The sequence below is a fragment of the Vampirovibrionales bacterium genome (assembly GCA_016712355.1).
Classification (GTDB): domain Bacteria; phylum Cyanobacteriota; class Vampirovibrionia; order Vampirovibrionales; family Vampirovibrionaceae; genus JADJRF01.
Window position 1 is genome coordinate 1,338,053 of the sequence record JADJRF010000005.1, and the last position, 24,717, is coordinate 1,362,769.

Consider the following 24,717-nt stretch of genomic DNA (forward strand, 5'->3'; position numbering starts at 1 on the left):
TATTTCCTTAACCCCGCATTCGACGCCGGTCATGTCCACTCCGCCCTCCATTCTCCCAAAACCCTGTGGGCGCGTCAAAAACAGACCTTGCCGTCCCGCGTCTTGAAACACGCCCCGCCAGCGATGACCCGGAGCGCGTCCCTTCTCCGTGACATCATTTTTTTATGACGCTTACACGATCTGAATATGTTCTTTATTCTGCGTGGCCTCTCTGGCTTAGATCCTCAGGCCTTTAAAGGGTAATAGTCGCCGGATCGCCGATGCGCAGCTGGAGGCGTTCTGCGGCGCTGGCCTCAAAACAGCAGAACTCCAGGGTGTGATGACTTGACGCGATAATGCCTATCGTGTCGGAGTTGGCATCAGCCAGTTGCGCGTAATGCGAAACGCACAGGGCTGGATACGAGACGTTTTTGCCCGAAACAACCGCAGTCTTTCCCGGCGTCAGCCACCCGGCCGGGATATCGCTTAGCAGGTTGCCGAAACGATCGCTATGATCGATGGTTCCGCTTAAAGTCGGGCCAAGGTCGCTATTTTGCGCGCGCTGCGGCGTTTGTCCGGGCGGCAATAATTGGGGCGGGCGGCGAAGGGGGCGGGTCCGATCGCGCCAGAAGGCATCCAGTTCGCTATCGAAGAGTGCCTGCGTCAGATGCGCCGCCGCAGGGGCATAGCGATCGCGTCCATAAAATGTTTTGCAGGCCGGGGCGTTATCCGGGATGTCTTTTGAGAAAACAGCGGCGATGCGCGCATCGCTTCCCGCCGCGTTGAGAACAGGCGTCAGGAGTCCGTTATCCGGCGCGATGAATGCCTGCTGGCGCTGCGGCCAATAGACAATCAAGCCGTCTTGCTCGGGATCGCCCACCCCTGGATCGACGACGGCGAGCGTGACGGCCCCTCTGGGCAGGGTTTTCAGGGCGTAGGCCAGTATCCATGCGCCATGGCGGATATTGTGCGGCGCCACGTCATGACACAGGTCGATGATGGGCGTGACCCTTGCCTCTGTAAGCGCCGCCACAAACGACGCCTTCAGCGCGCCGACGTACGGGTCGCGCCATCCGAAGTCGCTCAATAGAAACAAAACGGGGCGTAATAACGGCGCGGACATCGAGATGGGCTCCATTGACAAGGGGCGATCGGGTGCATAATGATGAACCCGGTGGACGGATCGCAACGCCATTCTAGCAAAGCGATTCGCGCGAGTTGATTCGGGCAAGGTGATTTTAATAGAAGGAGCGCGCGCGCCCCGTGCCAGCGTCCGTTTATTTTGGCGATGAACCCTTTTTACTGGAGCAGGCCGTGCGGGCTTTGCGCGCGCGCGTTGTCAGTCCTGCCATGGCGGCGCTGAGCTATCGCAAGCTCGAAAAACCGTCTCTGACAGAGACTCTGGAAGCCGTTGGCGCGCCGTCATTGTGTCTGGGAGGCGACTCGTTACTGGAAATTCGACACTTTGCGCCGCTGGAAAAAGCCCTGGACCCCGACGCTGACGCCGATAAGGCGCAACTCGACGCGCTGATGACCCTGCTGGGCAATCTGGCGCCCTCGCGTCATATCCTGTTCGTCAGCCCTAAAATCGATCGGAAGGTGAAATTCGCCAAATGGCTGACATCTCAGGCAGATTGTGACGCGCAGGAATTCAAGTCGTTTGCCTTCTGGGAGGTGGACAAGGCGATTTCCACTCTGTTGCGCGTAATGCGCGATCGCGAAATTGCGCTAAGCTCAGAGGCGGCGCGTTTACTGGTGGAACAACTGGGCGTTTCGCTTCAGCCGCTGATAAACGAGGCCGAAAAACTGGCTGTTTACGCCAGAGGACGGGCGATCACGCCGCAAGATGTTCGCGCCTTGTGCGACCATAACGAGAATACCTTTCGCATGCTGAGCGACTGGCTGCTAGACCGCCCGCGCGGGCCGATTTTTGCGACGCTGGAACAAGTCCTGCTGCGAACGGACCCCACCCGCCTGTTTGGGCAGCTCCAGACGCAGTTGCACCATGTGTATTGCCTGCGCGCGTTGCAGCAAAAAGGTATGGGAAAAGACGCCATCGCCGGGCGTCTTAAAAAACACCCGTTCCGGGTTCAAAAAGATCTCGAGCAGTACGCCCGCGCGTCGCTGCCGCGGTTGAGCGCGCTGAAAGATCGTGCGCTGGATCTCGAATGGCGCGCCAAAACCGGCCAGCTCGACCCGCATCTTTCCCTTGAACTCTTGTTGGGGGCCTGAGTCATGACGCTTGCCAATACCCTGGTCGCCGCGCCGGATGCCCCAGATTCCTTTGGTAGACGGTTCTTTCAGCAGGCGTTGACGCATCGGGGGTTGGCGCACGCGTATCTGCTGCTGGCGTCTCGCATGGAGCCGCTCTACGAGATGGCCCTCATCCTTGCTAAAATTCTCAACTGTTCGCAGCGCCCCGCCCCGGACGCCGCCTGCGGGCAATGCCTGAATTGCCGCTGGATTGATGATAATGCGCATCCTGCGCTCATCACCCTGTCGCCGCTGACGCATCTCGACGAGGCATCGATCAAGAAAGTCGCCAAAACCGGTAAGGCGCTGACGCAAATCGCCGCAGATCAGACCTCGAACCTGCTGGCCGAACTCAGCAGGACGTCTCCTTACTGTCGCGTGGTGATTGTGGTTCATGCGGAATCGTTCCCCGGCGCCGCGCCTGCGCATGCGCCGCCGTCGCCTTCGCAATGGCGGGCCCATCAGGGCGTGGCTCCCAAACGCTTGGCCTTGCGTCCCTTGACGACCACGGTCCTGAACGACGCGTCCGCTAACCGCATGCTGAAGACGCTGGAAGAGCCGCCGGAGAACACGCTGTTTCTGTTTCTGAGCGATTCGCCCGCGGGCGTGCTGGAAACCATCGCCTCACGCTGTCAGGTCCTCCCCTTTGCTCTCACGCCCGCCGACGATGAGGCTCTGGAAACGACCCCGGACGATGCGCGTCGCGCGCAAGCCTGGCTCTCGGCGTGCCAATCTCACGGCGATCCGTTGGATTGCGCCGATGCCTTTGAGACCGATCTCGTGGGCGAGGGCGGTCTCAGCGCGACGCAGGCGCTTTCGCTATGTCAGCGCGTATTGCGTCAGCAATGGGATTTAAACCCGGGCGCCGCGTCCGCCGCCGCGCAGCAGGCCGATTTTATGCGTTACCGGCGCGCGCAACAGGCGATCGAAGACGCGCAGCGCCTTCTGGAGGCGAAAACCAACGCCGCGCAGACGCTGGTCGGCTTGACCCGCCGCTTGTGCCAGTAGGGATCCCCCGCGGGGGCCGATTATGATTATAAAATGCCGCTGATATCCGAGCTGCCGTCTGAACTGCTGGCGGCGGATGACGATGCGCCTGCTCGCGACGCTTGCATCGACTGCATTTGCTGCGCGCGGAAGATCGTTTGCTGCATCATCTGAAACTGCTGCATCAGGCGCGTCATCATCTGGCTGTTATAGGCCTGAAACTGGGTGTTATACGTCTGAAGATCGGCCTGATAACGTTGTTGCGCTGCCGTGTCCGCCGGATCTGAAGGCGGAACGGGGGGCGTCGGCATGGTCATCGCGGCGGCGCGCGTTTGTTGGGTTTTCAGCATTTTGCCGAAAATACCGGGAGACGATTTCAGTTTGTCCTGAAGTTTCTGCGGCAGCGGACGGCCCGCAGACATAAACAACATGGCTTCAACTTGCGTCCAAAGGCTCATGGCAATCCTCGCGAGAAGAGCGACTACGCGTCGGGAATAATATCTGTCTTTTGTAGTGTAATGCTTTTTGGCCAGGCGCCAACATCCACCCGCACGATTCCACGCGCGTCGCGTCGTTTATAAATGAAGAAAGCCTTGTCCCGGGTAGACTCTCGCGTGAAGTCTAATCGATGGGCATGCGTTCGGGTTTGAGGTCGGTTTGACGATTCTGGCGATCGACAAACACCAGCCGCGGTTGCCAGTCTCGGGCTGCGCTCATCGACATTTCCGCGTAGGCGGCGATAATCACCAAATCGTTTTTGCGCGCCAGATGCGCCGCTGCGCCATTGACCTGAACCAATCCGCTGTTGGCGGGGCCTTTAAGGACGTAGGTCTGAAAACGCTGGCCGTTAGTGATGTTATAGATTTCAATCTTCTGAAATTGCGTCAGCCCGGCGGCCTGCATCAGCGTTTCATCCAGCGTGAGGCTGCCTTCGTAATGCAAGTCGGCATCCGTCACGGTGGCGCGATGGACTTTGGAATACAGGACGGGAACCGTCAGCGCATCGTCAGTGGACACAGGATGCCTCTCGCCGCAGCGAACATTGGGGGGGGACGCCTAGAGTTGTACCACGCCAAAGCGCCCGCTTCAATTAAATGAGCGACGCGTCTTTCAAACGGCGCAGCACAGAGGCGGTCTCGATGGCGGCGCGGGCAGCGTCGGCGCCTTTGTTGCCCGCCTTGGTTCCGGCGCGTTCGATCGCTTGTTCGATGGTGTCGGTTGTCAGAACCCCGAATATCACTGGCTTGCCGCTGTCGGCGCTTGCGGCGGCCAGACCGGCGGCGGCTTGCGAGCAGACGTAATCAAAGTGCGGCGTGGCCCCACGAATAACGCATCCCAGGGCGATAACCGCGTCAATGTCCGCAGATGCCGCCAATTTGCGAGCGATCAGGGGTAATTCAAATGCGCCCGGCGTCCAGGCGATGACGATGGCGTCTTCGGCGACCTCATGGGCCTTGAGCGTGGCCAGCGCGCCGGAGAGCAGACGCTCGGTAATGAAATCGTTAAAGCGGCTGACGACAATTGCTACTCGAAGCCCCGGCAGGCGCATAGCGCCCTCAAATTCTCTTGGAAACTCTTGCGACGGGCTCATCACAGGCGATCCTCCGAGTGCGGGGCGCGCTCCAAAGCCAGCGCGTGGCCGAGCTTGTCCTGCTTGGTCATGAGGTAGCGGGCGTTTTCAGGCGTCGTCTCGGTGATAATGGGGGCGCGGCGGCGGATTTTTAGCCCATAGCCCTCCAGGCCGCGAATCTTGCGCGGATTATTCGTCAGCAGGTCGAATTCCTGCACGCCCAAATCGACCAGAATCTGCGCGCCGACGCCGTAATGGCGCAGATCGGCCGGGAATCCCATTTCCAGATTGGCTTCAACCGTATCGAGTCCGCTGTCTTGAAGCGCGTAAGCGCGGAGCTTGTTCATCAGGCCGATGCCGCGCCCTTCGTGACGTCTCAGATACACCAGCGCGCCGCAGCCATGGGCGGCAATCTGCGCCATGGCCCCATGGAGCTGGAAACCGCAATCGCAGCGCAGGCTGCCGAGGAGATCCCCCGTCAGGCACTCGCTGTGCATCCGCACCAACGGGATGCGCCCGTCTTTGCCCGATAAATCGCCCATGATCATCGCCAGATGCTCTGAGCCGTCGATGGCGCTTTCGTAGCCGATGACTTCAAATTTTCCGTAACGGGTCGGCAATTCAGCGTTGGTGACGCGCTGAATGGTGCGCTCGGTCTGGAGACGATGATGAATCAGTTGCGCAACCGTAATAAACGGGATGTTAAAGCGCTGCGCCAAGGCGTGCAGTTCGGCGCGGCGGGCCATGGAGCCGTCTTCGCGCAGAATCTCGCAAATGACGCCCGCAGGTTTAAGACCCGCCAATCGCGCCAGATCAACGCTGGCTTCGGTTTGCCCGACCCGCTCCAGAACGCCCGCTTCGCGCGCCTGCAAGGGGAAAATATGCCCGGGACGGCGTAAATCTGCTGGCGTGGCGTCGTGGGCAACTGCCACCTGAATCGTCTTGGCCCTGTCGTGCGCAGAAATGCCCGTCGTCACCCCGAATTTTGGATGCGCGTCTACGCTGACGGTGAAGGCAGTGCCCATCGGGTCCGTGTTATGCGACACCATTTGAAACAATTGCAGCTTCTGGCACATTGGCGGCGTCAGTGTCAGGCAAATCAGCCCGCGGCCGTGCGTGGCCATAAAGTTGATGAGATCCGGCGTCACTTTTTCCGCCGCGCACACGAAGTCGCCTTCGTTCTCGCGGTCTTCGTCATCGGCGACAATCGCCAGTTCGCCGCGTTGAATCGCGGCAATCGCGCGTTCGATCGAGTCGAAGTCCGACGAGGCGCAGGAGTCCAGTGATGAATCAGGCATGGGCGTTTACCTTAGAAAGCTTGAGAAAGCTTGCTGTATTGTCGCGCAAGGAGGCCCGGCGATCAACGCGCCGCCGCCGCGCCAAGAGGGGCGCTGGCCTGTGGTGACGCCTCGGGCGTCGGGACGCGCTGAAAGCGCAGCATGACCTGATCCCCGCCTGTCTGAACCGCCTCGACCTGCACTTTGGGCATAAACATCTCTTTCCAGAACGTTTGTACCCGCTCAACCCGTTTTGACGGGTTGGCGACGCCGCTTTCCAAGACGAAAATGTCTTGAGCGGAGGCCGCTTCCAACTGTCTGTAAACGCGCCAAGAGTCCGGTAACGTTCTCAAGCGGTTTATTACGGCATCAATCAGTCGGCCAATGACTGGAATTTTAGAATTTATATACGTGTACGTATGCGCAAAGGGCTCGCAGACCGTTCTTCCCGGAAAATGCTTTTCCGCCAGCGGCTGAAGCGCGGTCTTGATCTCCGCCGCCGTGGCCAGACGGCCGAATCGCGCAGTGGAAGGGATGCCTGAAGAGGGGGCGATGACAGGGGACATACGGCGTTTCTCCTCTGGGTTTCTCCGGGCGCCTTGGGGGATCGACGCTTTCGGGTAAGACCGTTCACCGGGCAGAAAACCGGCTGAGCCGAAAAAGTTGCGCGCCGGTCATCGCCCGCTATACAGCCTGTGGCAACACTGCTACAATAAGAGCGATTTCCCCTTTTTAGCGTCACTTTTGGAGCGTGGGTTTTATGATGTTGTCTTTTCCCGTCTCTCATCGGCCCGTTTCCCGCTTCGGCGCGGCTGAAACGCCGCCGCCCTCTAAAACTGAAAAACAGCAAAGAGCCAACACGGAGTTGGCAGACGTGATAGACCGCGCGCAGAGGGAAGCCAGCGGTAACTGGCAACATGCGCTTGCGGCGCTGATAGCCCAGGCTCGCCGCGACGTTGAGGCGGCTCATGCCGCTTACCCTGTCGACAAAGGGCAATAATCCTGTCAGGCCTGCTTCTGAGGTCTTCAAACCAACTAAGAGGATGCCGCAATGAATCCCCTCCGCTTTGGAACGACCCTGATTACCTGCGCTTCGCAGAATGCGGACCTGGCTGAGCGCGCCGTTGAGAAGCGCGTGCCCTTAAACGCTCGTCGTTTCGCGTCCGACGGCGATTCTTTTACGCGCGTGACGTTGCAGCATCACGACCCCAAGCAAGAAGCCGCGTGGGCCCGCGCAGTGGTTGCCGATTTGCAGGACGCTTTAGCCGATCAGTATGGGCGTGGGGCGCAAACGTCTTTACCCGCTGATCGCTTGACGGCCTCGAAAGCGTTGCAGGCGATTCGGCGCAATGACGGCTGGGTTGTCGAGATTCAATCCGACAACCCCCTCCTGCAAAACGCCCGCCTCGGCGGCCAAAGGGTGGCGCCTTTAGAAGCTTAATTCAGGCGCTTTATAAAGAATGGGCTTAAACGGTTGATGTTTTTCGCGGCGTTCGGCAACAACGCCGTGGACGGGCTCGACGAAATTAATGGGACCAAAAACGTTCTCCATAAGCCCTTTTGAAAATACGTCTGATAAGAGCTGGGACAGCCTGTTTTTGCCAGAGGGGATTTTATACAGACAAAAGGCAACTCCAGAGAATCCAGATATTCGGCCATCTTTAAATCGGCCACGGCCTCGACAATCTCTGGATCGCGTAACGCGGCGGCGCCCGCTTTGCCCAGTGGAGTTTCCGTATGGGGAGGCGGCGATTTCCATGGCATGGGGCTGAGGCGATACAGGCGTTTGACTGGATGCTTTTGAGCGCTTTCCAGTAAGAAAACGCCATTCTCCGCCGCCAGGCATTTCAGCGACGTTTCCAGCCCATCCGCCGACATGCCCCGAATATCAATCGTTGGCGCGCTTCCGTCTGTCAGCACGATTTGCGCTTGATAGGCCTGATCCGGCGGGATCAGCTCCGGGAAGACTTCAAACGTTCCGCCAAAGCGGGGAGAGACGTACATGGCCTCATTTTTTCCATCTCAAGGGCGTGAGAGAAAACTCCGTAAGCAATTGCCTGATAAGTTTTTTAGTTGGCGTGTGTCTTTCGCGCGTACGGCCGCTTTGTTTCACCAGAATTTGCAATTCTTGTAGCTCGGACTTTGCAGGGTCCAGTAATGGACCGTCATATTTCCCCTTCCAGCCTTTTTCAATAGCGCCCCGTAAAAAAGTGAAATCGGCAAGCATCTCCAATGCCGCTGCGGAAAATTTTTGTTGCGTGAAAATCGGTTGGCGTCGCGGTCTCTTTGCAACCTGCTCGGGGTCTGGGAGAAGGGTGATGTTGAAAGGGGGGCGGGGTTCTGTAAGGGTCGCTATAGTAAACTTGGTGCGCTTTTCGACTATAAACGTTCCGCCAAAGCGCGGTGAGAGGGCTTGCATGGCGCAGACTCCTGAAAGTGGGGTTCTCATCAACGGAATGCTTCAATTAACGCGGCTCAAGAGCCGCAATTGCCTCAGGGGCGCCGGACGCTTGATTCGCGGCGGCGAGAGGCTCTTGATAGCGCGGCATGCAGACGCGCGCGCAAAACCAGCCGGTTTCGTAGCGCAGGGTAATGACGCCGCCCATGGCCTCGACCAGCCCGCGCGTAATATACAGGCCAAGACCCGTGCCGCGCGTGGTGCGGGTGGCGCCGTCGTCCAGGCGCTTGAATTTTTCAAATAACGTGTCGAGATCCTCCTGGGCGATGGGCGCGCAGGCATTGATCACCTCGATGGCCAGCATCGGCGCGCCGGTCGCGGCGTCGGGCTGCGGGCTGACGCGCACTTCAATGGCGGTTTCCGGCAGCGAATACTTCACCGCGTTGTCCAGCAGATTCAGCACGATCTGCTCAAGGCGATCCGGGTCGGCCAGCGCGCGGAAATCATCGGGCGGCGCGCCTGGCTCGGCGGCGGCGGGACGAAATTGCACGGCGATAACGCGATCCTGCTTTTGCTGGATGAAATGCACGCAGCGATCCATCAGTTCGGGCAGTGGCGTCTGATCCAGAAACACCCGCAAATGATGACTCTCCAGCTCGGGGATGGCCAATAAATCATCCACCAGACGGCTCAGGCGATCCGACTGGCTTTTAATCACGCGCAGGCTTTTGAGCCGCGTATCGGCGTCGAGCTTGCCTTCGTGGCGAATCAGGCGCGAAGAGTGCCCCTTGATGCTGGTCAACGGCGTGCGCAGCTCGTGGCTGACGGTATCAATCAGGTTGGATTTCATTTCGTCGAGTTTGGCGAGTTGGGCGTTGGCTTCGCGCAGTTCGCCGGTCAGTTGCTGACTTTCTTCCCACGATTCCGAAATTTTGCGCCCCATCCGATTAAACTCGCCGGTGAGAAACACAATCTCATACGGCGTAAACCAGTTGGTAATCAGGCGGATTCGCCGCGAATACCGGCCTTCGGCCATGGCCTTGACCCCTTTAATGAGCTGGCGGAAATTGCGATGCAATCCCAGGCTGTAAAACACGCCAAACGCCGTAACCAGCGCCAGGCAGGCGGCAATCAGCAGCAGGGTCTGATTCCGCGCGCGGCGCACGTAGCGCTGACGCACGTTGTAAGGCGACTCAATCACCAAGCCCCAGCCCAGCTCCGGAATTTTAACAAAGACTTTTTGCAGCGGCGGCGGCTCGTCGTCGTTATCGCGTCGGCCTCGCCGTTTTCGCTTGTTCACCGGCTTGATGGTGGGGGTTTCCGTGGAGAATTGCTGCGTGACGCCAGGTTTCAGCGTCTTGAAAAACCGCAGATCCTTGCCATTAATGCGCTGATTCGACGCGACATCCAGTTGCGGCCCGGCCAGCACGGCGCCTTGCGCGTCAAACAGGTAAAATCCGCCGTAAAAGACTTTGTTGTTGGACTGAATCAGCCGGTGCAGATAATCAAAGCGCTTTTGCAGCAACGCGAAGCGCGCGCGCCCGGCAGGCGCAGGGGTGAGCGGCATCAACGCGCGCAACGCGTACGGCGACTCCTGCCGCAGGCGACGCGCGTTATGAAGCACCGACAACGTTGGCTTATCCCCGTCCGTGGGAACAGGAACGCGCTCAGGTAAGCGCCTCGTCGGGCTTAACGAGGGGATATTGCGGTAGGCGACGGCCAGTTGACGGCCCTGCGCGTCGTAAAGCGCGACGGCATCGAGGGGCGGGCTCAGCGCGAACAGCCGATCGGCCGCTTCGGGCAGGCTGGCGCGCCGCTGATAATCCTGCGTCAGCACATCGCGCAGCAGGGCGATTTGTTCTTGTTGCTGGGCGATCTGGCTGACGAGATCGGCGTAAATGGATTCCGACGTGTATTCGGTAAAGCGCAACAGTTCTTTGCGCAGCGCTGTCTGGTTAATGTTGTAGATGATAAAGCTGGCGCCCGTCAGCGGAATAAAAACGACGGCGATAAAGTAAATAATCACCTGCTGGTACAGGCGAAGAGAGGGGAGTTTAAGCGATTTGCGAAGCGTAGCCATCAGAAAGTCGTCGCGCGCCTTTTGCGGTCATTGTAGCAAAAATGCCGGCGAGACGTTCGGCCCGCCCGTGGGCTCAGGCCAGCGCCGCCGGCGACGATGCGGAAATCGGCGAGGCGTTGAGGCGATAACCGACGTTGGTGATGGTTTCCAGAAAGCGCGGCTGCTTGGCGTCGACTTCGATCTTCTGGCGCAGACCGCCAATATGCACGCGCAACATGCGGACGTCCTCGTCGGCGTCGTAGCCCCAGACTTCCTGCAACAGGGTGGCGAGCGTCACGGGTTCTGAGACGTGCTGCATCAGGCAATACAGGATCTCAAACTCGGTTGGCGTGAGCTTCATCAGCTTGCCGCTGACAACAGCTTCCAGCGACGCCGGAATCAACTTGATTTCGCCGCTGCTCAAGACTTCTTCGCGTCTGGGCGCATCGTCGGGGTTGCGGTTGAGCGCGCCCGTGCGGCGAAACAGGGCGCGCATGCGCACCATCAATTCCTGAAACTCAAACGGCTTGACCAGATAATCATCCGCCCCGGCGTTAAAGCCGCGCACCTTGTCGGCCAGCGTGCCCTTGGCCGTCAGCATAATAATGGGAGATTCGGCCCCCATGCGACTGGCGCGAATCTTCTTGCACACCTCAAAGCCGTCCACTTTGGGCATCATGACGTCCAGAATAATCAGGTCGTAACGCTTCGATTCGGCCTTCTTGATGGCATTTAGGCCGTCGCTGGCGCAATCCACGTTAAACCGCATGAGTTCCAGATCCACTTTCAGCAGATCGGTAATCTCGGGATCGTCGTCCACCACCAGAATATCGACCATCGGCATTCGTCCTCGCTTGAGCTCATTGTCGCGCGCGCGGGCATCCTGCTAGAATGCCGCTCGTGAGGCTGTCTTATTGTAATACGACCGGACAGCTCCCGGCTACGGCTTTCGCCTGCGAGCTGCCTTTAAACGCCCTTAACGCCTTGTCAAGAGACCCCGATGACTGATTCTTCCTGTTCTGTAGACCCGTCTGGCGAGATGTCTCCTGCGCTTCCCGCTGCTCTTTGCCTCAGGGCCGTGCGCGGGGCGACGCAACTGGACGCAGACGCCCCCGAACTCTACGCGCGCGAGATGACGCGACTGATGCAGGCGCTACTGGAGGCCAACGACATCGGCGAAGACGATATCCTCACCGTGTTTTTTACCGTCACGCCCGACCTCTGCAGCGACAACCCGGCGCGTATCGTGCGCGAGGCCTTCGATTGGCGTCAAGCCCCCCTGCTCTGCGGCGTTGAGCCTGCGGTCGAGAATCTGCCCCCGCGCTGCGTGCGCGTCCTCATTCAGTTCTATAGCGCGCGCGCCCAGCGCGAATGCCGGCCTGTTTACCTCAATGGCGCCGCTGCCCTGCGACCCGACATTGTCGAGGCGTCCGCCCCCGCCGAGACCCGCTGACGCTTCGAAGGCAGCGGCTTGTTAATATTTTTTAATAAATTTTAAAAAAGTATAGACATGTTTAAATATTTTTGATATAATTTATATCGTAAATAGGGTTGGTTTCAGTGACGAGGTGTAATTGACGAGATGCTGGCGCGGTCGCCTTCTTATCGCTATGCGCCGTTTTTTATGGCGCTGCTGACGAACATCGAGTTGTTCTGCAACTTGATGGATGCGCTTTATCAGGACTCTCACTGTCAGATTCGCGCGTGGGCGCTGCATTTCAATAAGTACTGGTTTCATGTACTGCTTGCCCGAGTGACCCGTCGGCAGATACGCGTCTTTCAGCGCGCGTCCAGTCGCTCTGCCGCGCCGGAAGATGTGGTCTCCCTGATTGATCGCCTGCTGGCGATGTTGCAGGCGCCCTCGCGCAACATCTATCAGCCGTACGACGTTTCGCTGGGATTTCCCCCGCCGGATGCGCCGTCGTTGCGGCCTGCGCACGTGTCAGACGACGAGCGCCCCCCGCTGGAAGACTGGCCCCATCCGCGTCGGCGTTCGACCGATCCTGCGCCGCCCTTTCCCCGCCTGCGATGGATTGACTTACTGAAGCGCCAGCGCATTTTGCTGACAAACGACGCCTGGGGAGACGTCAACTACGATGGCTGGTGGGAGGATGCCGATATTGCGCCCGAGCGTCTCGACGATATTGCCCGGGCCTTGTTTCAGCCGCAGCCCTTGCGCGCGCTGCCGCCTGCGCTGGCGCCGTCATTGTCGCCGCCCTCTCGCCCGGGCGCTCAGCCGCTGTCCGCTTCTGGCTCGCGCGAGCCTGGCCTGAGCGAACGCTCTCGTCCCGGCGAGCCGCTTCATCCACCGCTGCGGCGCGTGGAAGATGGTCGTCATCCGCCTTAACGCGGCAGCGGCTTTTTTACGTCGATGGAGGGGGTGAAGAAGGCGCGCGCCGCGTCGATTTTGGCGCGCCCGTTGTTGAGGCGCCGTTGCGCGCATCTCTCTTGCGCTTCTGTTATTGCTTACGTCAAAACGCCGCGAGGCGCTCTTCTTGACACTGTCTGTCGCCCGCTCCTATACTGGCTTTGACAGATGGCGGTAGAGGCCTTGCTGACGGCTTTTCCGCGAGCGTTTCTTTCGGGTCGCTTTTGTTTCGGACGCCTTCTTTCGCTGAAGGACTCTTTTAAGGAACCGGGCCCTCTTGGATAATCTGATTGAACTGGTCGACCAGCTCAAGGCGCTGGGGCTCAACACGTACGAGGCGAAGGTCTATCTGTCGCTGCTCAAGCGCTACCCGGCAACCGGCTACGAAGTCAGCAAAGAATCCGGCGTGCCGCAAGCGCGCGCCTACGATACGCTCAAAGCCCTGGAAGCGCGCGGTATCGTCGCTTCCGCCGCCGGAAAGCCCGTCACCTATTTGCCTATCTCTCCAGACGAGCTGCTGAACTCCTGGGAGAGCTCTTTTAAAGAATCGGTCAGTTATCTCAGGCAGTCGCTGCCGCAAATGACGTCTGAAACCATGGAGCCGATTCTCAATATTCGCGGCAAACAGGCCTGTATCCGTCATTTTGAGGAAATGGTCAATCAGGCGCGCGACACCATTTTTCTGGAAATCTGGCAGCAGGACGCCCAACGTTTTGAGCCCGTGTTGCGCGAGGCCGCTGCGCGCGGCGTTGACCTGAAAGTCGTCGGCTATAACGATGTCTCGCTCGATTTTTGCCGCGTTTACGCGCACAGCCCGTCTGACGACCTTGGCGGTCGCTGGTTAATCCTGTCCGTCGATGATCGCGTCGGTCTGGTGGGGAATCTGCCTCAAGGCGAGCGTATTCCAAAGGCGGTCTATACCCGAAACGAAGGCATTGTCTTTATTATCCGCGAGCTGGTGATTCACGACATCTTCTTGCTGGAGTTGGAGCAAGATTTGCGTCCGATTTTCGAAGAAAAATACGGCCCGCATTTGTCGCGTTTGCGAGAAAAAATCTTTGGGCCTGGCGGATCGCGGCTTCGCCCTCCGCTGTCGTCGGAGCCCCCGCGCCTGTGAGGAGGCTCCGCCGTCGATGTCGATAGCTGCTGCGCCTTCTGTCGATGCTTCCCGCGCTCAGGCTTGCCGCGTGGTGGTCAGCGGCTACTACGGCTTCGATAATCTGGGTGACGAGCTGATTCTACAAGCGCTCCTGGCCCATTTGCGCGCGCGCGGCTATCACGTCACCGTGCTGTCCGCCAAGCCGGAGCAGACCGCCCGCCGATATCAGGTCGAAGCGATTTCCCGTCTGGATCTCGCCGCGATCATTCCCGCCATCGCCCGCTGTCATTTGCTGATCAGCGGCGGCGGCGGATTGTTTCAGGACGCTACCGGCCCTGCCAGCCCCATTTACTATGGCGGACTGATTTTGCTGGCCGCGTATTTCAAAATTCCGGTCCTGTTGTGGGCGCAAGGCGTCGGCCCCTTAAAAACCTGGCTGGGCCGCCAAATGAGCGCGCTGGCAATGCGGCGATGTCGTCATTTTCTGGTAAGAGACGCTTTCAGCGCTGCGCTCATTGGCGATCTGACGGGTCGCGAGGCCGAAGTGACGGCGGACCCGGTCTGGACGCTTCAACTGCCCCCGCGCGCCAAGGCCCGCGCGCAGGACGTCTGGCAAATCGGCGTTTCGCTTCGCCCATGGCCGGACTTGACGCCGGAGCGTATTCGGGAACTGGCCGCTTTCTTTCGACGGCTGACCGATGGGGCCGAAAAGCCGGTGCAATTCCATTTAACCCCGTTTCAACCCCAGGCCGATCTCGATCCGCTGCACGCCTTCGCTGACGCGTTGCAGGCCGAAGGCTTGCGGAATATTCATTGGGTGTCCGTGAACGCCTTGCTGGAGACCATCCCGCAGTTTCATCTCATGTTTGGAATGCGCTACCACAGTCTGGTACTGGCGATGCTTTCTCACGTGCCGGTTTACGGGCTGGTTTACGACCCAAAAGTCTCGCAACTGCTAGAGGGATTTCACTTACAGGGCGTGTCCATTGCACAAATCGCTCATATGGATGTAGACGCCATTCGCGCATATTTTGTGCGTTATCAGGAGCCCGACTTAAGCGCCTTACAGCGCTCTGCGGCAATTAATTTCCAGCGTCTCGATGAACTTCTCGCCTACGAAATGGAAGAAGGCGAGATGGTCATGGACGATATCGTGATTTAGCCATCCCTAATGGCTGTCTTGACGCCGTTTGAGCATATCCAGCCGTTCGTCCGCCTCCAGAATCAGCCGAGAGAGGGCGCAGGCCCCCAGAAACGCCGCAATCGGCGCGCCCATCGACGGGGCCAGGACGCTGGCGGCCGGCTTTGTCACCTCGGGGAGGGTTTCTGCGGGCTGTTGGGGCAGCGTCTGCTCCAATAGCGTAATCGTTGGCGGCGGCGCGCCTTCCTTTTGCATCGCCTCTCGCCAAAGGGTTAAAATGCCTTCCAAATGCGGCGTGGCAACGGGGTCATGCGCCACCGTCGCGCTCAATTGAATGTGCTTGCGCACGGCCATCCCGATTTTGAATTTTCCCAGCCGACAGGTCTGTAGATACAAGGTGAGCGAGGCGTCGGCTCCCGACTCGCTCTCGTTCTGAGAGCCGTCGTCTGATTCTGGCCAGGCGTCTTCGGGGCGAGTCGCCAGCGTGAGCGGGCACCACGGCAAATAAAGCTGGGCGAGCAGCGTGAGCGGTTGCGCCGCAGGCCCCTGAATCCGCGCGCCAAGCGTCGATAGCAGCCCCATCAGCTCGGTAAGCTTGGCGCTATCGCCGCCCATCGCGGCCGCCGGATTCGACTGGATCAGTTTAATCAGCTTACCGACGCCGTCCGGGGCGTTTTTGCCGATAAATTCGCTGACGGCTTCAGGGGTGACCGCCGCATGGGGTAACAGCGCGAGGATGTCTGCAAGAGTAGTGAGTCCCGCGGTTTTCGCGGCGAACTGGGGATCGGCGAGCATGGCGAGCGCCGATCGCACGTCTTGGGGAAGCCCCAGCAATCCGCGCAGTAATTGCCCTTGCTGCATCGGCGATAATTCGGTTTGAAGCGTCTGAAGTTGCCGAAACAACGCGTCTGTGCTGATAAAATTTCCAGCAGGCGCGCTGGCGGGCATTCCCGCCGGAGGCGGCAACGCGCCTGCCGTGGGCGTCGGCGCGGGCGTCAGGCGCTGAATCATCGCCTGGCCCATTTGTTGCAGCATGCCGCCCAAGTTGAGCGGATTGCCCGGAGATCCCATCGCAGGAAGCCTTTAGTTGGGAGCGGTCTCTATCAGGCATTGTACGCCTTTTTCAGATTTAGCCGCTCCCTGCATTGGGATCGACGACGCAATTATTCACATCGCCCCCGCTGCCGCAAATCACGTTGCTGTCCTGGTGAATGAGCACGGAATTATTTTGGACCTCCTGAGGGGAAATCGTGACTATCATGCTGGTCAATGTCGCGCCTTGCACAGTACCTGGAATTGTTCCGGTGTAAGGCAGCCAGCTTCCATTATTTGAGGAAGACTGGTAAGAAGTAGTTTCTCCGTCCATGGTGACCGAACGATACCATGGCACGCCATTGACGGTATAAAGCGTTTCTGTAATGCTTGCCCCTGTTTCAGGATTGGTATACACCTTGGTAGAAGGGATTACGGGCGTCGGTTTATAGTCAAACTGCGTTTGACACGATGTACCTGAAGCGCAAAGGCTGTGATTGTCAGAAAGTATTTGCCCAATTTGCTGATACTCCAAGTCAATAATAGCGGCTGCTTCTGGAAAGGTCGCTAAGGCTTGAGGGTTCTGTGCCAGGTAATCTTTTAAAAGCTGGTATTTGCTTGTCATGTGTTGGTTATATAAAGCGTTCTTCAGGAAGTTTCCCCTGTCTTGAATCCCGTTTAAGTCCCCCAGAGGGATATTTTCACTGGAGCACGCCTTAATGTCGCAATCGTATTTTTTGATGAGATCTTCAGTGTTGTTTAAATTCTTTCCTATTTCGTGCCCCGCGTTCGCAAGTTCGGTAATGAGCTGGGTCACAATGGGATCGTCGCTTTTTGTTTTGACTTCTTCTGCGAGTTTGGTAAGAACATCTGCGAATTTATTGGTAAGATCGCCGCCCAGTCCTCCGGCGGTTTCCGCGACAGTCGCCCCGGCGGGGATCACGGGCAACTCAATACAGTTGCCGCTGGCGAAGCAGATTTTTTCTGATTTGAGCGCCGCCATTTTATTATCGCGAATTAATTTACCAAAAGGCGCAAGGGTGAGCGTCCCGCCATTGCCAATGCCCGCGTTCAGCAGGGCTGCTTGCGTCCATTTTATTTTGTCGCCGATATTCATTTGGGTGCATAAAAACAATAAAGCGCCGACCATAAAGGCCCCGGCTAAGCCGTATTCCGCCAATGCGTTGCCGCGTTGCCGTGCTGAGAGCGTCATACCGTCCTCTTTCCACGATTCCTTTATAGAGGGAGTATCGGCTCAGAGGGCGCAAATCTTGAGGATTGTGAATAAACGTAACGTTATGCGGTGGCCCGCGACGCCTGAGGAAGCTTTTCGGGCGCAGGCGTCGCGCACGCGCTGAGAGCGCTTGCCATCAGGCGCGTTTGGCGGGCAAGCTCTCCCAGTTCCGGGAAAGAGAGCGCCTGATCAGCGTCTGACACAGATTTTTCTGGCTGCGGATGCGCTTCGACGATTAAGCCTTGCGCCCCAACCGCAATGGCGGCGCGTGCGCAGGGCAACACCAGTGAACGCTTGCCGGTGGCGTGGCTCGGGTCGGCGATCACTGGTAAATGCGTGCGTTCGCGTAGAAGCGCCACAGCGGCCAGATCAAAAACGTTGCGCGTCGCCGAGTCAAAGCTGCGGATGCCGCGCTCGCATAAAATCACATGGGGGTTGCCGCCTTCGAGAATGTATTCCGCCGCCCAGAGGAATTCTTCGAGCGTCGCGGCCAGCCCGCGTTTGAGAAGCACGGGCTTATTCTGACGGCCCAGCGCCTTGAGCAGGTCGAAATTCTGCATATTGCGCGAGCCGACCTGAAAACAATCGATATGCGGGGCCATGGGCGCAATTTGTTCAGCGCTCATCACTTCGCTGATGATGGCAAGATCAAATTCATCGCGAATTTGAGACAGCAGCTCGATGCCAGCCATCCCCATCCCTTGAAAGGCATAGGGAGACGTGCGCGGCTTGAACGCCCCCGCCCGAAGGCAATGGATGCCAAGCGCCTGCAATGTCCGCGCCGTTTCGCGCAGTTGCTCAAGCGATTCGACGGCGCAGGGGCCCGCCATCAGCACGGGTTCTGGACCGCCGACGCGCGCTTCGCCAATGGCGACCACGGTTTGATGCGCGTCTTGGCGACGCACAAATTTCTTGATGGGCAGCGTTGCGGCGGCGGTGGGTGTCTTGGGCATTGTGTCGGGCGTCATGGCGAGGGTTCCTTTTACATGTGGGGGATAATGCTGAAAAGACCGCAGGCGGTGGGGGCTCTGCGGTCTTTTGGAAGGCTATCGTTGGAGAAAAATCATCCAGCGTGCGACCGCAGAGCCCGCGCCCAAAAGTACCCGTAATAAAATTCGGGGGCAAAGGCGTTCGGTTGCAGGGTCGCAAGGGACATGAAACGTCTCTTTTTGAAACGGGTATACTTAATTAAAAACCAGTGTAATGAAAAAATTGATGCGCTGTCAACCGCCGCGCTTGTCGCGCGCGCCCGACCGTGATTCGATAGGCAACGCGTTTCAATTCGCCGCCGTCCCCCCTGCCAGTGGATAACCCATGAAATGACGTCTCCCCCAGACGACGCCCCGCCTGCGATGATCCCGATTTTCCCGTTGCCGGTGGTGCTTTTCCCCGGGATGAAGCTGCCGCTGGTGGTGTTTGAGTCGCATTATATTGAGATGATCCAAGAGATCACCGCCTGTAACGCGGAAATGGGCGTAACGCTGTATCTGGAAACCCAGATGGAAAACGTCGCCGTGGCTACTTCCGTCGGGACCATGGCGCGGGTTCTCGCGGTCGACGCTCACACCGAGGGGCGACTCGCCATTCTCGTAGAAGGCGTCCGGCGCTTTAAAATCACGCGTATCGATAGCGAAAGCAAGCCTTACCTGCTGGCCGAGGTCGCCCCTTACGAAGACGAGGCGCCGCAGACGCCTGCGGCCCTGCGCGAAGAATTGCTGGCGGCCTTTCGCCATATGCTGTCGCTGTATGCGCAAACCCAGGCCGCTCGCCGCGACGCCGATCAGGACCCGGATCGGGAGCGCGATCAGTCGGACCCTGACAGCGCCGACGCGGCGTTAGGCCCAGAACGCGATCCCGAAACGGATCCCGATGCCGACGCTTTGGCAGCGTCGTTTTCGGGGCCGTTGTCAGAAGCGTTTGAGCAGGCGCTCGAAAATGTGATGGAAGACCTGGGCGATTTCGAGTCGATCGATTTCAGTGGGCTGAGCGATGCGGATCTGACCTATCGTGTCGGCGAATTTCTCAATCATGACGAGACGATCCAGCAGAAATTGCTTGAAATGCGCGCTTGCGAGGAGCGCATGAACGAGGAAAAAACGCATTTGGAAGCGCTGACGCGCCGTCTGGCGCTCATGAGACAGATTAACGACGTGTTTCGCAAGCCGTCCGGCGACGAAAGCGCATCGTAAGAGACGCTGCCCCGCCAGAAGAATCGTAAGCGTCTTCAGGGCTAAGGCGTGGCGGGCTTCTGGGGTTTTTCCCCGGCTTGAAGACACTCCTGAAGCCACGGATCGAGATCGCCAAAGCGCGTTTGCAGCGTCGGATCCTGGTAAAACACCGAGTTCTTGACGAACTGCACTTGCTGAGCCACTTGCTGCGCCTCAGGAATCCGGTTTTTATCTGTCAGAATATTGACGGCGCGCGCGAGCTGGCGAAACCCTGCATCCATCGCCCGCATATCGACCAGAATCAAGCCGAGATTGTAGCGCGTTTCAGAGCTGTCCGGCGTGAGTTTCAGCGCATTGCAGTATTCCCGCGCCGCCTTGCGCCGCCATTGATCGCGCTCGGCGGTTGAAAAGGTCTGGCGCACCTGATAAATCACCCCGAGACTGAAGCGCGGCTGAAACTGGGCGGGCTTGAATTTCAGCGACAGGCGGTAATAATACGTCGCCCAGTCGTAAAGCCAGTTTTTGACTTCGGGGCGGTCTTCATCGCGATTATCGCCAGCGGCTTTGTATAGATCGCCCAGCGCCGCCAGAATATCGGCATTGCGCGGGTTTTTGGCCAGCAGCGCCCGATACAGCGGGATGGCTTCGGGGCGGCGAATGGGGTCATCTTGCAGAAAGCGGCCATAGGCCAGTTGATAGTCGATCACGTCAGGTTTCAGGTGAATCGCGCGCAAGAAGAGGGTTTGCGCGTCGTGGCGCAGGGTTTCGACTGTCTTTCTCGCGGTTTTAAGGCCGGAACTGGCTGGCGGTGCGTAATCGAGATAGCCTTCGGGGGCGTAATATGTCGCCTGGCGGTGATAAATTTTCGCCAGCGCGACGGCGATCGCCGCGTCGTCGGGGTTATCGCGCGCGGCTTCTTCGTAGAGCGTCATCGCGCCGCCCCAGTCCTGCCTCGCCAGGGCGCGTTCGCCTTCGCGGGTCGCCCAGAACGTTTGAATGGCCTGCGCAATATCGCTGTAATAAAAAATCAGACCGCCTGCCAGCGCCAGAATCAGACCGATCAGCAGTAGTCGTTTTAGCAGGAACATCATCGGGCGGAGGGTCGTCCTTTCGGCGTCATCAGGCGCAGGGCGCGTCAGGCATGGCGGACGCGCGACAAGCCTGCTTTTTCTATTGTATTGTAGTGAATCCATGGCGCTTTTGAAGGGTTTGTCCCCGAATCGAAACGGGAACCCCCGCACGCGTCACCCAATGTCAGCTGGCGAAAAGGGTCGAATGGCCATGCGCGTATGGTTTGGAATGCGGCGTGCGGCGCTCTGGGGGGCGTTGTTGCTGGTGGCGGGGGTTTCCCCCAGAACGCTGGCGTTGGGAACGCCTCACAATCCGGTCGATGAAGACCTTCAGATGTGGAATCAGCTCGTCCTCTGGTCGCCGGAATACCGGCGGCTTTTCGCCTTGGCTCAGGTTGAGCCGCGCCTGGGCGAGAATATCACGCGCTGTCGCCAGCTCTTGCTGCGCGGCGGCGTCTTTTATCGCGTTAATAGCGCTCTCTCCGCTGGGGTTACCTACGATTGGCGTCCTGACTTTTATCCCACGCGGCGGGTGACCCAGACTATCGCCGCGCAAATAGATGTTCGCCAGCGGCCTGTGCGGGAGATTCAGATTGCGCATCGCTTTCGCTATGAGCATCGCTTCTTCAAGGACGCCCCGCATTCGATGGAGCGTTTGCGCTTGCGGCATCGTCTGGTGCGCCCGTTGGGGAAATCGCCTTATTACGCCGTTTTGATGAACGAGCTGTTTATCAATCTGAATCGCGTCAACCGCACGCCCGCCGGATTCGATCAGAACCGGGCCTTCATCGGGATGGGACGCCATTTGGGCCCTTACGCCGCCTTGGAAGGGGGCTATCAACTGACGTATACCCGACGGCTGGGCGCCAGCGCCGATTCGCTGTATCACACGGTGGTGTTTCAGGCGACCCTGAACTTACGCAATGTATTTGCGCATCCTAAGACTCAGGCAGAGGCGCCGCCAGTAGAAAAATCGTCTGGAACGTCGCTCTATGCGCCGTCCGTCTTGGCGATTGCGCGAGACGACTCACCCGACAGGTTTGGGGCGGGCAGCCTTCTGGAAATTACCACGCCGAGCAGCGCCACCACGATAATGCCAACCGGAATCAGCGGGTCTTCCCCTGAACCTGCGCCGGATCCCGTCGACAGCGCAGGCGGCTGAAACAACACGCCGGCCAGAGCTGCGGCCATATACGAAGCCAGCGTGCCGCAGGTCAAGGCCAGCAGGCCGAGCCGGGCCAGATCGTGACGCCGTGACGGGGCCATTTCGCCGATGCCGCCAATTTGCATCGCCACTGAGCCGAAGTTCGCAAATCCGCACAGCGCAATGGACGCAATGGCGATTGATTTGGGCTCCAGCGTCCGCGCGGCGATCTGCGGCGCCAGTTGCGCATAGGCCACAAATTCGTTCGCGGCGAGCTTGACGCCCATCAGTGCGCCGACGTTGCGCGCGTCTTCGGCGCAAACCCCGAGCAGGCGGGCTACGCCGCTAAACACGACTCCAAAAATCCCGCTCAGTGAGACATGGTTTAAATCCAGTCCCCAGAAGACCGCCGATGCGGCGCCGGGCTTTATCAGCCAGCCTGCCAAGGCGCGGCCAGCCTGCCCAATCACAAAATCGCCGAGGGCCAGCAGGGCCAGAAACGCGATTAATACGGCGCACACGTTCAACCCGATGCGCAGGCCGTCGACTGCCCCTTGCGCGGCGGCGTCGATGAGATTCACCGAGGCGCGCTGAATGGTCATGCGGACCTGTCCGCGGGTCAACGAGCTTTCGGTTTCGGGCAGCGCGATTTTCGCAATCACCAGCGCGCCGGGAATTGCCATCAGGCTGGCCGCCATCAGGTATTCAGCCGGAATGCCGAGCTGAATGTAAATCGCCATGACGCCGCCCGCAATACAGGCCATCGATCCCGCCATCACGGCCAGCAGTTCAGAGCGCGTCATCGTTGCCAGATAGGGCTGGATGAGCAATTGCGATTCAATCTGGCCCACAAATACGCTGGCAGAGTTGGAGAGCGCCTCTGCGCCGCTGGCGCCCATCAGGCGATAGACCAGCCAGGCCATCAGGCTTACCAGTCGTTGCATCAGGCCGATGTGATAAGCGATTGACGAGAGCGCCGCAATGAAGATAATCGTCGCCACCAGTTCGAAACCTAGAATAAAGCGCCCTGCCGGGCCGAATATCGTCGTCATGGCCGTCTTGTCGCTGACCAGCGGACCAAAGACAAAACCGGCGCCTTGTTGCGAGAAGCTGAGCAGCTTTTCCACGCCTTGGCCCATCACGTGGAAAAAGGCGCGCCCGATGGGCAGACGCAGCGCGAAGGCGGCCAGCGCCGTTTGCAGGCATAGGCCGCTGACCACCAGTCGCCAATCGATGGCCCGGCGATTGGAGGAGATCAGGCACGCCGCCAGCAGGCAGGCGGCCATGCCGACCAGGCCGTTCCACAGTTGCGGCCAGAAAGGATCAGGAGCAAGCGTTGTCATCAGCGTCGCCTTATGGCGTCAGGGCGGGGCAAGGTGAGGGGGCGAATGAAAGAACGGCGTGCGTTTCGGGGTATGCTGTCTGGCGGCGGGCCAGCCGCTCGTCGCTATTGTACAATAACGGCGTCGCCGCCCTGAACGGGTTGCGTTAAAGAGTCTCTGACAAGAGTTTCGCCGAATGCGCCCGCCTGCGCCGTTCTCGTTCTCCTCGCCCCTCGCCTCTCCGTTCACCGATGAGGCTGCTCTGGCCCTGCTCGATAGCCTGGAATGCTCGGCGATGAAGCTGGGCCTGTCTCGCATGCGTCAAGCGCTGACGGCGATGGGAAATCCGCAGAACGCGCGTCCCGTCATTCATATTGCCGGAACCAATGGCAAGGGTTCCACCACGGCGATGCTTACGCAAATTCTGGTTGCTTCGGGGCGGCGCGTGGGAACGTTCATCAGCCCGCATTTATGGGATGTTCGCGAACGTATCGCTCTCAATGGCGCGCCCCTCTCCCAGCGCGACTTTACCGGGGCCATTGCCTCCCTGCGCGAAGACCTGATGGCCCTGAAGACGCCGCGCGATGCGTGGCCGACGTATTTTGAATTCCTGACGCTGATGGCGTTCCGCTGCTTTTCGCGCCCCGATCTGGGCGTCGACGCGGTTGTGCTGGAAACAGGGCTTGGCGGTCGTCTGGACGCGACCAATGTCGTTGAGCGCCCTGCGGCGACAGCCATTACCGGCATCAGTCTGGATCATCAGGCCCTGCTGGGCGATTCACTGGAAGCGATTGCGAGCGAAAAGGCGGGTATCCTGAAGCCGAACGCGCCGCTGATTCTGGGGCCTTGTCTGGACCCGCGCGCGCGCGCGACGATTCTGGCGCAGGCGGAGGCCGTGGGGGCTCCTGTGACGCACACCCAGCGCGAGCGCTTACAGATTCTCGACGGCCCAGACGATCTGACACGAGAGACCTCGGGCGAACCGCGCCTGTATCTGCGCGACTCGCGAACGCAGGCGTCATACGCCTTGGGCCTGTGCGCTCCCTATCAGCGCGATAACGCCGTGACGGCGCTGGGGGTGGTTGATGTCTTAAATGAAGCGGGCTGGGCGATTTCGCCGGAAGCAATCGCGAAAGGCCTTGCGCAGACGCGATGGCCTGCGCGCTTTGAGTGGTTTGGCGCGCAACGCTGGATTGTCGATGGTAGCCATAACGCAGAAGGCTTCGCCTCGCTGGATGACAGCCTGCGCCGATGGCTTTCCGACGCGCCGTGGGTGATGCTGCTGAGTCTGCGGGCCAATCGCGACCCGGCGCTGTTGCGCGCGCTTATGCAGAATCGGGACGTCCGTGCGGCGATTTGCCTTCAGGGAGAGCCTGCGCGTTTGTATCATCCGCCGTCGGTTCTGGCCGATGCGTTGGCCTCGGCTGGGGCGGGCGCCGTGCTGACGGCGGCGTCTTTGGCTGAGGCGATGACGATGGCGCGCGACTATCAGCGCCGGACGCCTGAAAGCTGGACGCTGGCCGCCGGATCGCTGTATACGGCTGGCGCCGTTCGGCAAGCGTTGGCGCCAGAAGAAAGCGCGCCTTAACCGGGCCTTTCGCGCGCTTTCAATAAGG

Annotated in this window: 25 protein-coding genes; 10 read left to right on the forward strand and 15 right to left on the reverse strand. The window is 59.3% G+C overall.

What is annotated here, in order from left to right:
* Positions 1 to 232: 232 nt before the first annotated feature.
* Positions 233 to 1,102 (reverse strand): SAM-dependent chlorinase/fluorinase, encoded by an 870-nt coding sequence (locus IPK79_07525; GenBank protein ID MBK8190288.1) that lies wholly within the window; start codon positions 1,100 to 1,102, stop codon positions 233 to 235.
* Between the two features lie 140 nt (positions 1,103 to 1,242).
* Here IPK79_07525 and holA point away from each other — a divergent pair, with 140 nt between their 5' ends.
* Both holA and IPK79_07535 read left to right on the forward strand, forming a co-directional pair.
* Positions 1,243 to 2,211: a DNA polymerase III subunit delta gene (gene holA / locus IPK79_07530; GenBank protein ID MBK8190289.1), complete on the forward strand. Its 969-nt coding sequence runs from the start codon at positions 1,243 to 1,245 to the stop codon at positions 2,209 to 2,211.
* Positions 2,212 to 2,214: 3 nt separating this feature from the next.
* Complete coding sequence (locus IPK79_07535) at positions 2,215 to 3,240, forward strand: hypothetical protein (GenBank protein ID MBK8190290.1); 1,026 nt, start codon at positions 2,215 to 2,217, stop codon at positions 3,238 to 3,240.
* 26 nt (positions 3,241 to 3,266) lie between these two features.
* Here IPK79_07535 and IPK79_07540 read toward each other — a convergent pair whose 3' ends face one another.
* From IPK79_07540 to IPK79_07560, 5 genes are all read right to left on the reverse strand, one after another.
* Positions 3,267 to 3,677, reverse strand: coding sequence for a hypothetical protein (locus IPK79_07540; GenBank protein MBK8190291.1), 411 nt, complete (start codon positions 3,675 to 3,677; stop codon positions 3,267 to 3,269).
* A 163-nt stretch (positions 3,678 to 3,840) separates the two neighbouring features.
* Positions 3,841 to 4,218 carry an aspartate 1-decarboxylase gene (locus tag IPK79_07545; protein MBK8190292.1) on the reverse strand — a complete coding sequence of 126 codons (378 nt, stop codon included), beginning with the start codon at positions 4,216 to 4,218 and terminating at the stop codon, positions 3,841 to 3,843.
* A gap of 91 nt (positions 4,219 to 4,309) precedes the next feature.
* The gene (locus tag IPK79_07550) at positions 4,310 to 4,810 is read right to left on the reverse strand and encodes a 6,7-dimethyl-8-ribityllumazine synthase (GenBank protein ID MBK8190293.1); all 501 of its coding nucleotides are present in this window, start codon (positions 4,808 to 4,810) and stop codon (positions 4,310 to 4,312) included.
* The gene (locus tag IPK79_07555) at positions 4,810 to 6,087 is read right to left on the reverse strand and encodes a bifunctional 3,4-dihydroxy-2-butanone-4-phosphate synthase/GTP cyclohydrolase II (GenBank protein MBK8190294.1); all 1,278 of its coding nucleotides are present in this window, start codon (positions 6,085 to 6,087) and stop codon (positions 4,810 to 4,812) included. The genes IPK79_07550 and IPK79_07555 overlap by 1 nt, the downstream gene beginning before the upstream one ends.
* A gap of 62 nt (positions 6,088 to 6,149) precedes the next feature.
* A complete protein-coding gene (locus IPK79_07560; protein MBK8190295.1) occupies positions 6,150 to 6,632 on the reverse strand; it encodes a hypothetical protein in 483 nt (160 codons plus the stop codon).
* A 194-nt stretch (positions 6,633 to 6,826) separates the two neighbouring features.
* Between IPK79_07560 and IPK79_07565 the strand changes: the two genes are divergently transcribed.
* Both IPK79_07565 and IPK79_07570 read left to right on the forward strand, forming a co-directional pair.
* A complete protein-coding gene (locus tag IPK79_07565; GenBank protein ID MBK8190296.1) occupies positions 6,827 to 7,066 on the forward strand; it encodes a hypothetical protein in 240 nt (79 codons plus the stop codon).
* A 51-nt stretch (positions 7,067 to 7,117) separates the two neighbouring features.
* Positions 7,118 to 7,507 carry a hypothetical protein gene (locus IPK79_07570; GenBank protein ID MBK8190297.1) on the forward strand — a complete coding sequence of 130 codons (390 nt, stop codon included), beginning with the start codon at positions 7,118 to 7,120 and terminating at the stop codon, positions 7,505 to 7,507.
* Here IPK79_07570 and IPK79_07575 read toward each other — a convergent pair.
* The 4 genes from IPK79_07575 to IPK79_07590 all read right to left on the reverse strand — a co-directional run bounded on the left by IPK79_07575 (position 7,504) and on the right by IPK79_07590 (position 11,367).
* The gene (locus IPK79_07575; GenBank protein ID MBK8190298.1) at positions 7,504 to 8,070 is read right to left on the reverse strand and encodes a hypothetical protein; all 567 of its coding nucleotides are present in this window, start codon (positions 8,068 to 8,070) and stop codon (positions 7,504 to 7,506) included. The genes IPK79_07570 and IPK79_07575 overlap by 4 nt on opposite strands.
* A 4-nt stretch (positions 8,071 to 8,074) precedes the next feature.
* Entirely contained in the window at positions 8,075 to 8,485 is a 411-nt protein-coding gene (locus IPK79_07580; GenBank protein ID MBK8190299.1) for a hypothetical protein, read from the reverse strand.
* A gap of 46 nt (positions 8,486 to 8,531) precedes the next feature.
* Positions 8,532 to 10,544, reverse strand: coding sequence for a HAMP domain-containing histidine kinase (locus IPK79_07585; GenBank protein ID MBK8190300.1), 2,013 nt, complete (start codon positions 10,542 to 10,544; stop codon positions 8,532 to 8,534).
* Positions 10,545 to 10,617: 73 nt separating this feature from the next.
* Positions 10,618 to 11,367 (reverse strand): response regulator transcription factor, encoded by a 750-nt coding sequence (locus IPK79_07590; GenBank protein MBK8190301.1) that lies wholly within the window; start codon positions 11,365 to 11,367, stop codon positions 10,618 to 10,620.
* A 156-nt stretch (positions 11,368 to 11,523) separates the two neighbouring features.
* On the opposite strand from IPK79_07590, the gene aroH reads away from it, so the two are divergent.
* From aroH to csaB, 4 genes are all read left to right on the forward strand, one after another.
* Positions 11,524 to 11,976 (forward strand): chorismate mutase, encoded by a 453-nt coding sequence (aroH, locus tag IPK79_07595; protein ID MBK8190302.1) that lies wholly within the window; start codon positions 11,524 to 11,526, stop codon positions 11,974 to 11,976.
* Positions 11,977 to 12,105: 129 nt separating this feature from the next.
* Complete coding sequence (locus IPK79_07600; GenBank protein MBK8190303.1) at positions 12,106 to 12,870, forward strand: hypothetical protein; 765 nt, start codon at positions 12,106 to 12,108, stop codon at positions 12,868 to 12,870.
* 298 nt (positions 12,871 to 13,168) lie between these two features.
* On the forward strand, positions 13,169 to 14,008 hold the full coding sequence (locus IPK79_07605) for a TrmB family transcriptional regulator (protein MBK8190304.1): 840 nt from the start codon (positions 13,169 to 13,171) through the stop codon (positions 14,006 to 14,008).
* Positions 14,009 to 14,024: 16 nt separating this feature from the next.
* Positions 14,025 to 15,152 (forward strand): polysaccharide pyruvyl transferase CsaB, encoded by a 1,128-nt coding sequence (gene csaB, locus IPK79_07610; protein MBK8190305.1) that lies wholly within the window; start codon positions 14,025 to 14,027, stop codon positions 15,150 to 15,152.
* 6 nt (positions 15,153 to 15,158) lie between these two features.
* On the opposite strand, the gene IPK79_07615 is transcribed toward csaB, so the two are convergent.
* The 3 genes from IPK79_07615 to aroF form a co-directional block, all read right to left on the reverse strand.
* On the reverse strand, positions 15,159 to 16,202 hold the full coding sequence (locus IPK79_07615; protein ID MBK8190306.1) for a hypothetical protein: 1,044 nt from the start codon (positions 16,200 to 16,202) through the stop codon (positions 15,159 to 15,161).
* Positions 16,203 to 16,260: 58 nt separating this feature from the next.
* Entirely contained in the window at positions 16,261 to 17,376 is a 1,116-nt protein-coding gene (locus IPK79_07620) for a hypothetical protein (protein MBK8190307.1), read from the reverse strand.
* Positions 17,377 to 17,459: 83 nt separating this feature from the next.
* Complete coding sequence (gene aroF / locus IPK79_07625; protein MBK8190308.1) at positions 17,460 to 18,350, reverse strand: 3-deoxy-7-phosphoheptulonate synthase; 891 nt, start codon at positions 18,348 to 18,350, stop codon at positions 17,460 to 17,462.
* A 366-nt stretch (positions 18,351 to 18,716) separates the two neighbouring features.
* Between aroF and IPK79_07630 the strand changes: the two genes are divergently transcribed.
* Positions 18,717 to 19,586, forward strand: coding sequence for an LON peptidase substrate-binding domain-containing protein (locus IPK79_07630; protein ID MBK8190309.1), 870 nt, complete (start codon positions 18,717 to 18,719; stop codon positions 19,584 to 19,586).
* Between the two features lie 41 nt (positions 19,587 to 19,627).
* On the opposite strand, the gene IPK79_07635 is transcribed toward IPK79_07630, so the two are convergent.
* Both IPK79_07635 and IPK79_07640 read right to left on the reverse strand, forming a co-directional pair.
* On the reverse strand, positions 19,628 to 20,656 hold the full coding sequence (locus tag IPK79_07635) for a tetratricopeptide repeat protein (protein ID MBK8190310.1): 1,029 nt from the start codon (positions 20,654 to 20,656) through the stop codon (positions 19,628 to 19,630).
* A 969-nt stretch (positions 20,657 to 21,625) separates the two neighbouring features.
* A complete protein-coding gene (locus tag IPK79_07640) occupies positions 21,626 to 23,122 on the reverse strand; it encodes a NupC/NupG family nucleoside CNT transporter (GenBank protein ID MBK8190311.1) in 1,497 nt (498 codons plus the stop codon).
* A 175-nt stretch (positions 23,123 to 23,297) separates the two neighbouring features.
* On the opposite strand from IPK79_07640, the gene IPK79_07645 reads away from it, so the two are divergent.
* Positions 23,298 to 24,689, forward strand: coding sequence for a bifunctional folylpolyglutamate synthase/dihydrofolate synthase (locus IPK79_07645; GenBank protein MBK8190312.1), 1,392 nt, complete (start codon positions 23,298 to 23,300; stop codon positions 24,687 to 24,689).
* The last annotated feature ends 28 nt before the right edge of the window (positions 24,690 to 24,717 follow it).

Excerpts from the sequence above, each read along its gene's own strand:
- IPK79_07645 (MBK8190312.1), top strand. The coding sequence starts at position 23,298 with ATGCGCCCGCCTGCGCCGTTCTCGTTCTCCTCGCCCCTCGCCTCTCCG.
- IPK79_07615 (MBK8190306.1), bottom strand. The coding sequence starts at position 16,202 with ATGGGATCTCCGGGCAATCCGCTCAACTTGGGCGGCATGCTGCAACAA.
- IPK79_07565 (MBK8190296.1), top strand. The coding sequence starts at position 6,827 with ATGATGTTGTCTTTTCCCGTCTCTCATCGGCCCGTTTCCCGCTTCGGC.
- IPK79_07620 (MBK8190307.1), bottom strand. The coding sequence starts at position 17,376 with ATGACGCTCTCAGCACGGCAACGCGGCAACGCATTGGCGGAATACGGC.
- IPK79_07560 (MBK8190295.1), bottom strand. The coding sequence starts at position 6,632 with ATGTCCCCTGTCATCGCCCCCTCTTCAGGCATCCCTTCCACTGCGCGA.
- IPK79_07535 (MBK8190290.1), top strand. The coding sequence starts at position 2,215 with ATGACGCTTGCCAATACCCTGGTCGCCGCGCCGGATGCCCCAGATTCC.
- IPK79_07640 (MBK8190311.1), bottom strand. The coding sequence starts at position 23,122 with ATGACAACGCTTGCTCCTGATCCTTTCTGGCCGCAACTGTGGAACGGC.
- IPK79_07600 (MBK8190303.1), top strand. The coding sequence starts at position 12,106 with ATGCTGGCGCGGTCGCCTTCTTATCGCTATGCGCCGTTTTTTATGGCG.
- IPK79_07550 (MBK8190293.1), bottom strand. The coding sequence starts at position 4,810 with ATGAGCCCGTCGCAAGAGTTTCCAAGAGAATTTGAGGGCGCTATGCGC.
- IPK79_07540 (MBK8190291.1), bottom strand. The coding sequence starts at position 3,677 with ATGAGCCTTTGGACGCAAGTTGAAGCCATGTTGTTTATGTCTGCGGGC.
- csaB (MBK8190305.1), top strand. The coding sequence starts at position 14,025 with ATGTCGATAGCTGCTGCGCCTTCTGTCGATGCTTCCCGCGCTCAGGCT.
- IPK79_07590 (MBK8190301.1), bottom strand. The coding sequence starts at position 11,367 with ATGCCGATGGTCGATATTCTGGTGGTGGACGACGATCCCGAGATTACC.
- IPK79_07585 (MBK8190300.1), bottom strand. The coding sequence starts at position 10,544 with ATGGCTACGCTTCGCAAATCGCTTAAACTCCCCTCTCTTCGCCTGTAC.
- IPK79_07635 (MBK8190310.1), bottom strand. The coding sequence starts at position 20,656 with ATGATGTTCCTGCTAAAACGACTACTGCTGATCGGTCTGATTCTGGCG.
- IPK79_07555 (MBK8190294.1), bottom strand. The coding sequence starts at position 6,087 with ATGCCTGATTCATCACTGGACTCCTGCGCCTCGTCGGACTTCGACTCG.
- IPK79_07630 (MBK8190309.1), top strand. The coding sequence starts at position 18,717 with ATGACGTCTCCCCCAGACGACGCCCCGCCTGCGATGATCCCGATTTTC.
- IPK79_07570 (MBK8190297.1), top strand. The coding sequence starts at position 7,118 with ATGAATCCCCTCCGCTTTGGAACGACCCTGATTACCTGCGCTTCGCAG.
- IPK79_07580 (MBK8190299.1), bottom strand. The coding sequence starts at position 8,485 with ATGCAAGCCCTCTCACCGCGCTTTGGCGGAACGTTTATAGTCGAAAAG.
- aroF (MBK8190308.1), bottom strand. The coding sequence starts at position 18,350 with ATGCCCAAGACACCCACCGCCGCCGCAACGCTGCCCATCAAGAAATTT.
- IPK79_07525 (MBK8190288.1), bottom strand. The coding sequence starts at position 1,102 with ATGTCCGCGCCGTTATTACGCCCCGTTTTGTTTCTATTGAGCGACTTC.
- IPK79_07575 (MBK8190298.1), bottom strand. The coding sequence starts at position 8,070 with ATGTACGTCTCTCCCCGCTTTGGCGGAACGTTTGAAGTCTTCCCGGAG.
- aroH (MBK8190302.1), top strand. The coding sequence starts at position 11,524 with ATGACTGATTCTTCCTGTTCTGTAGACCCGTCTGGCGAGATGTCTCCT.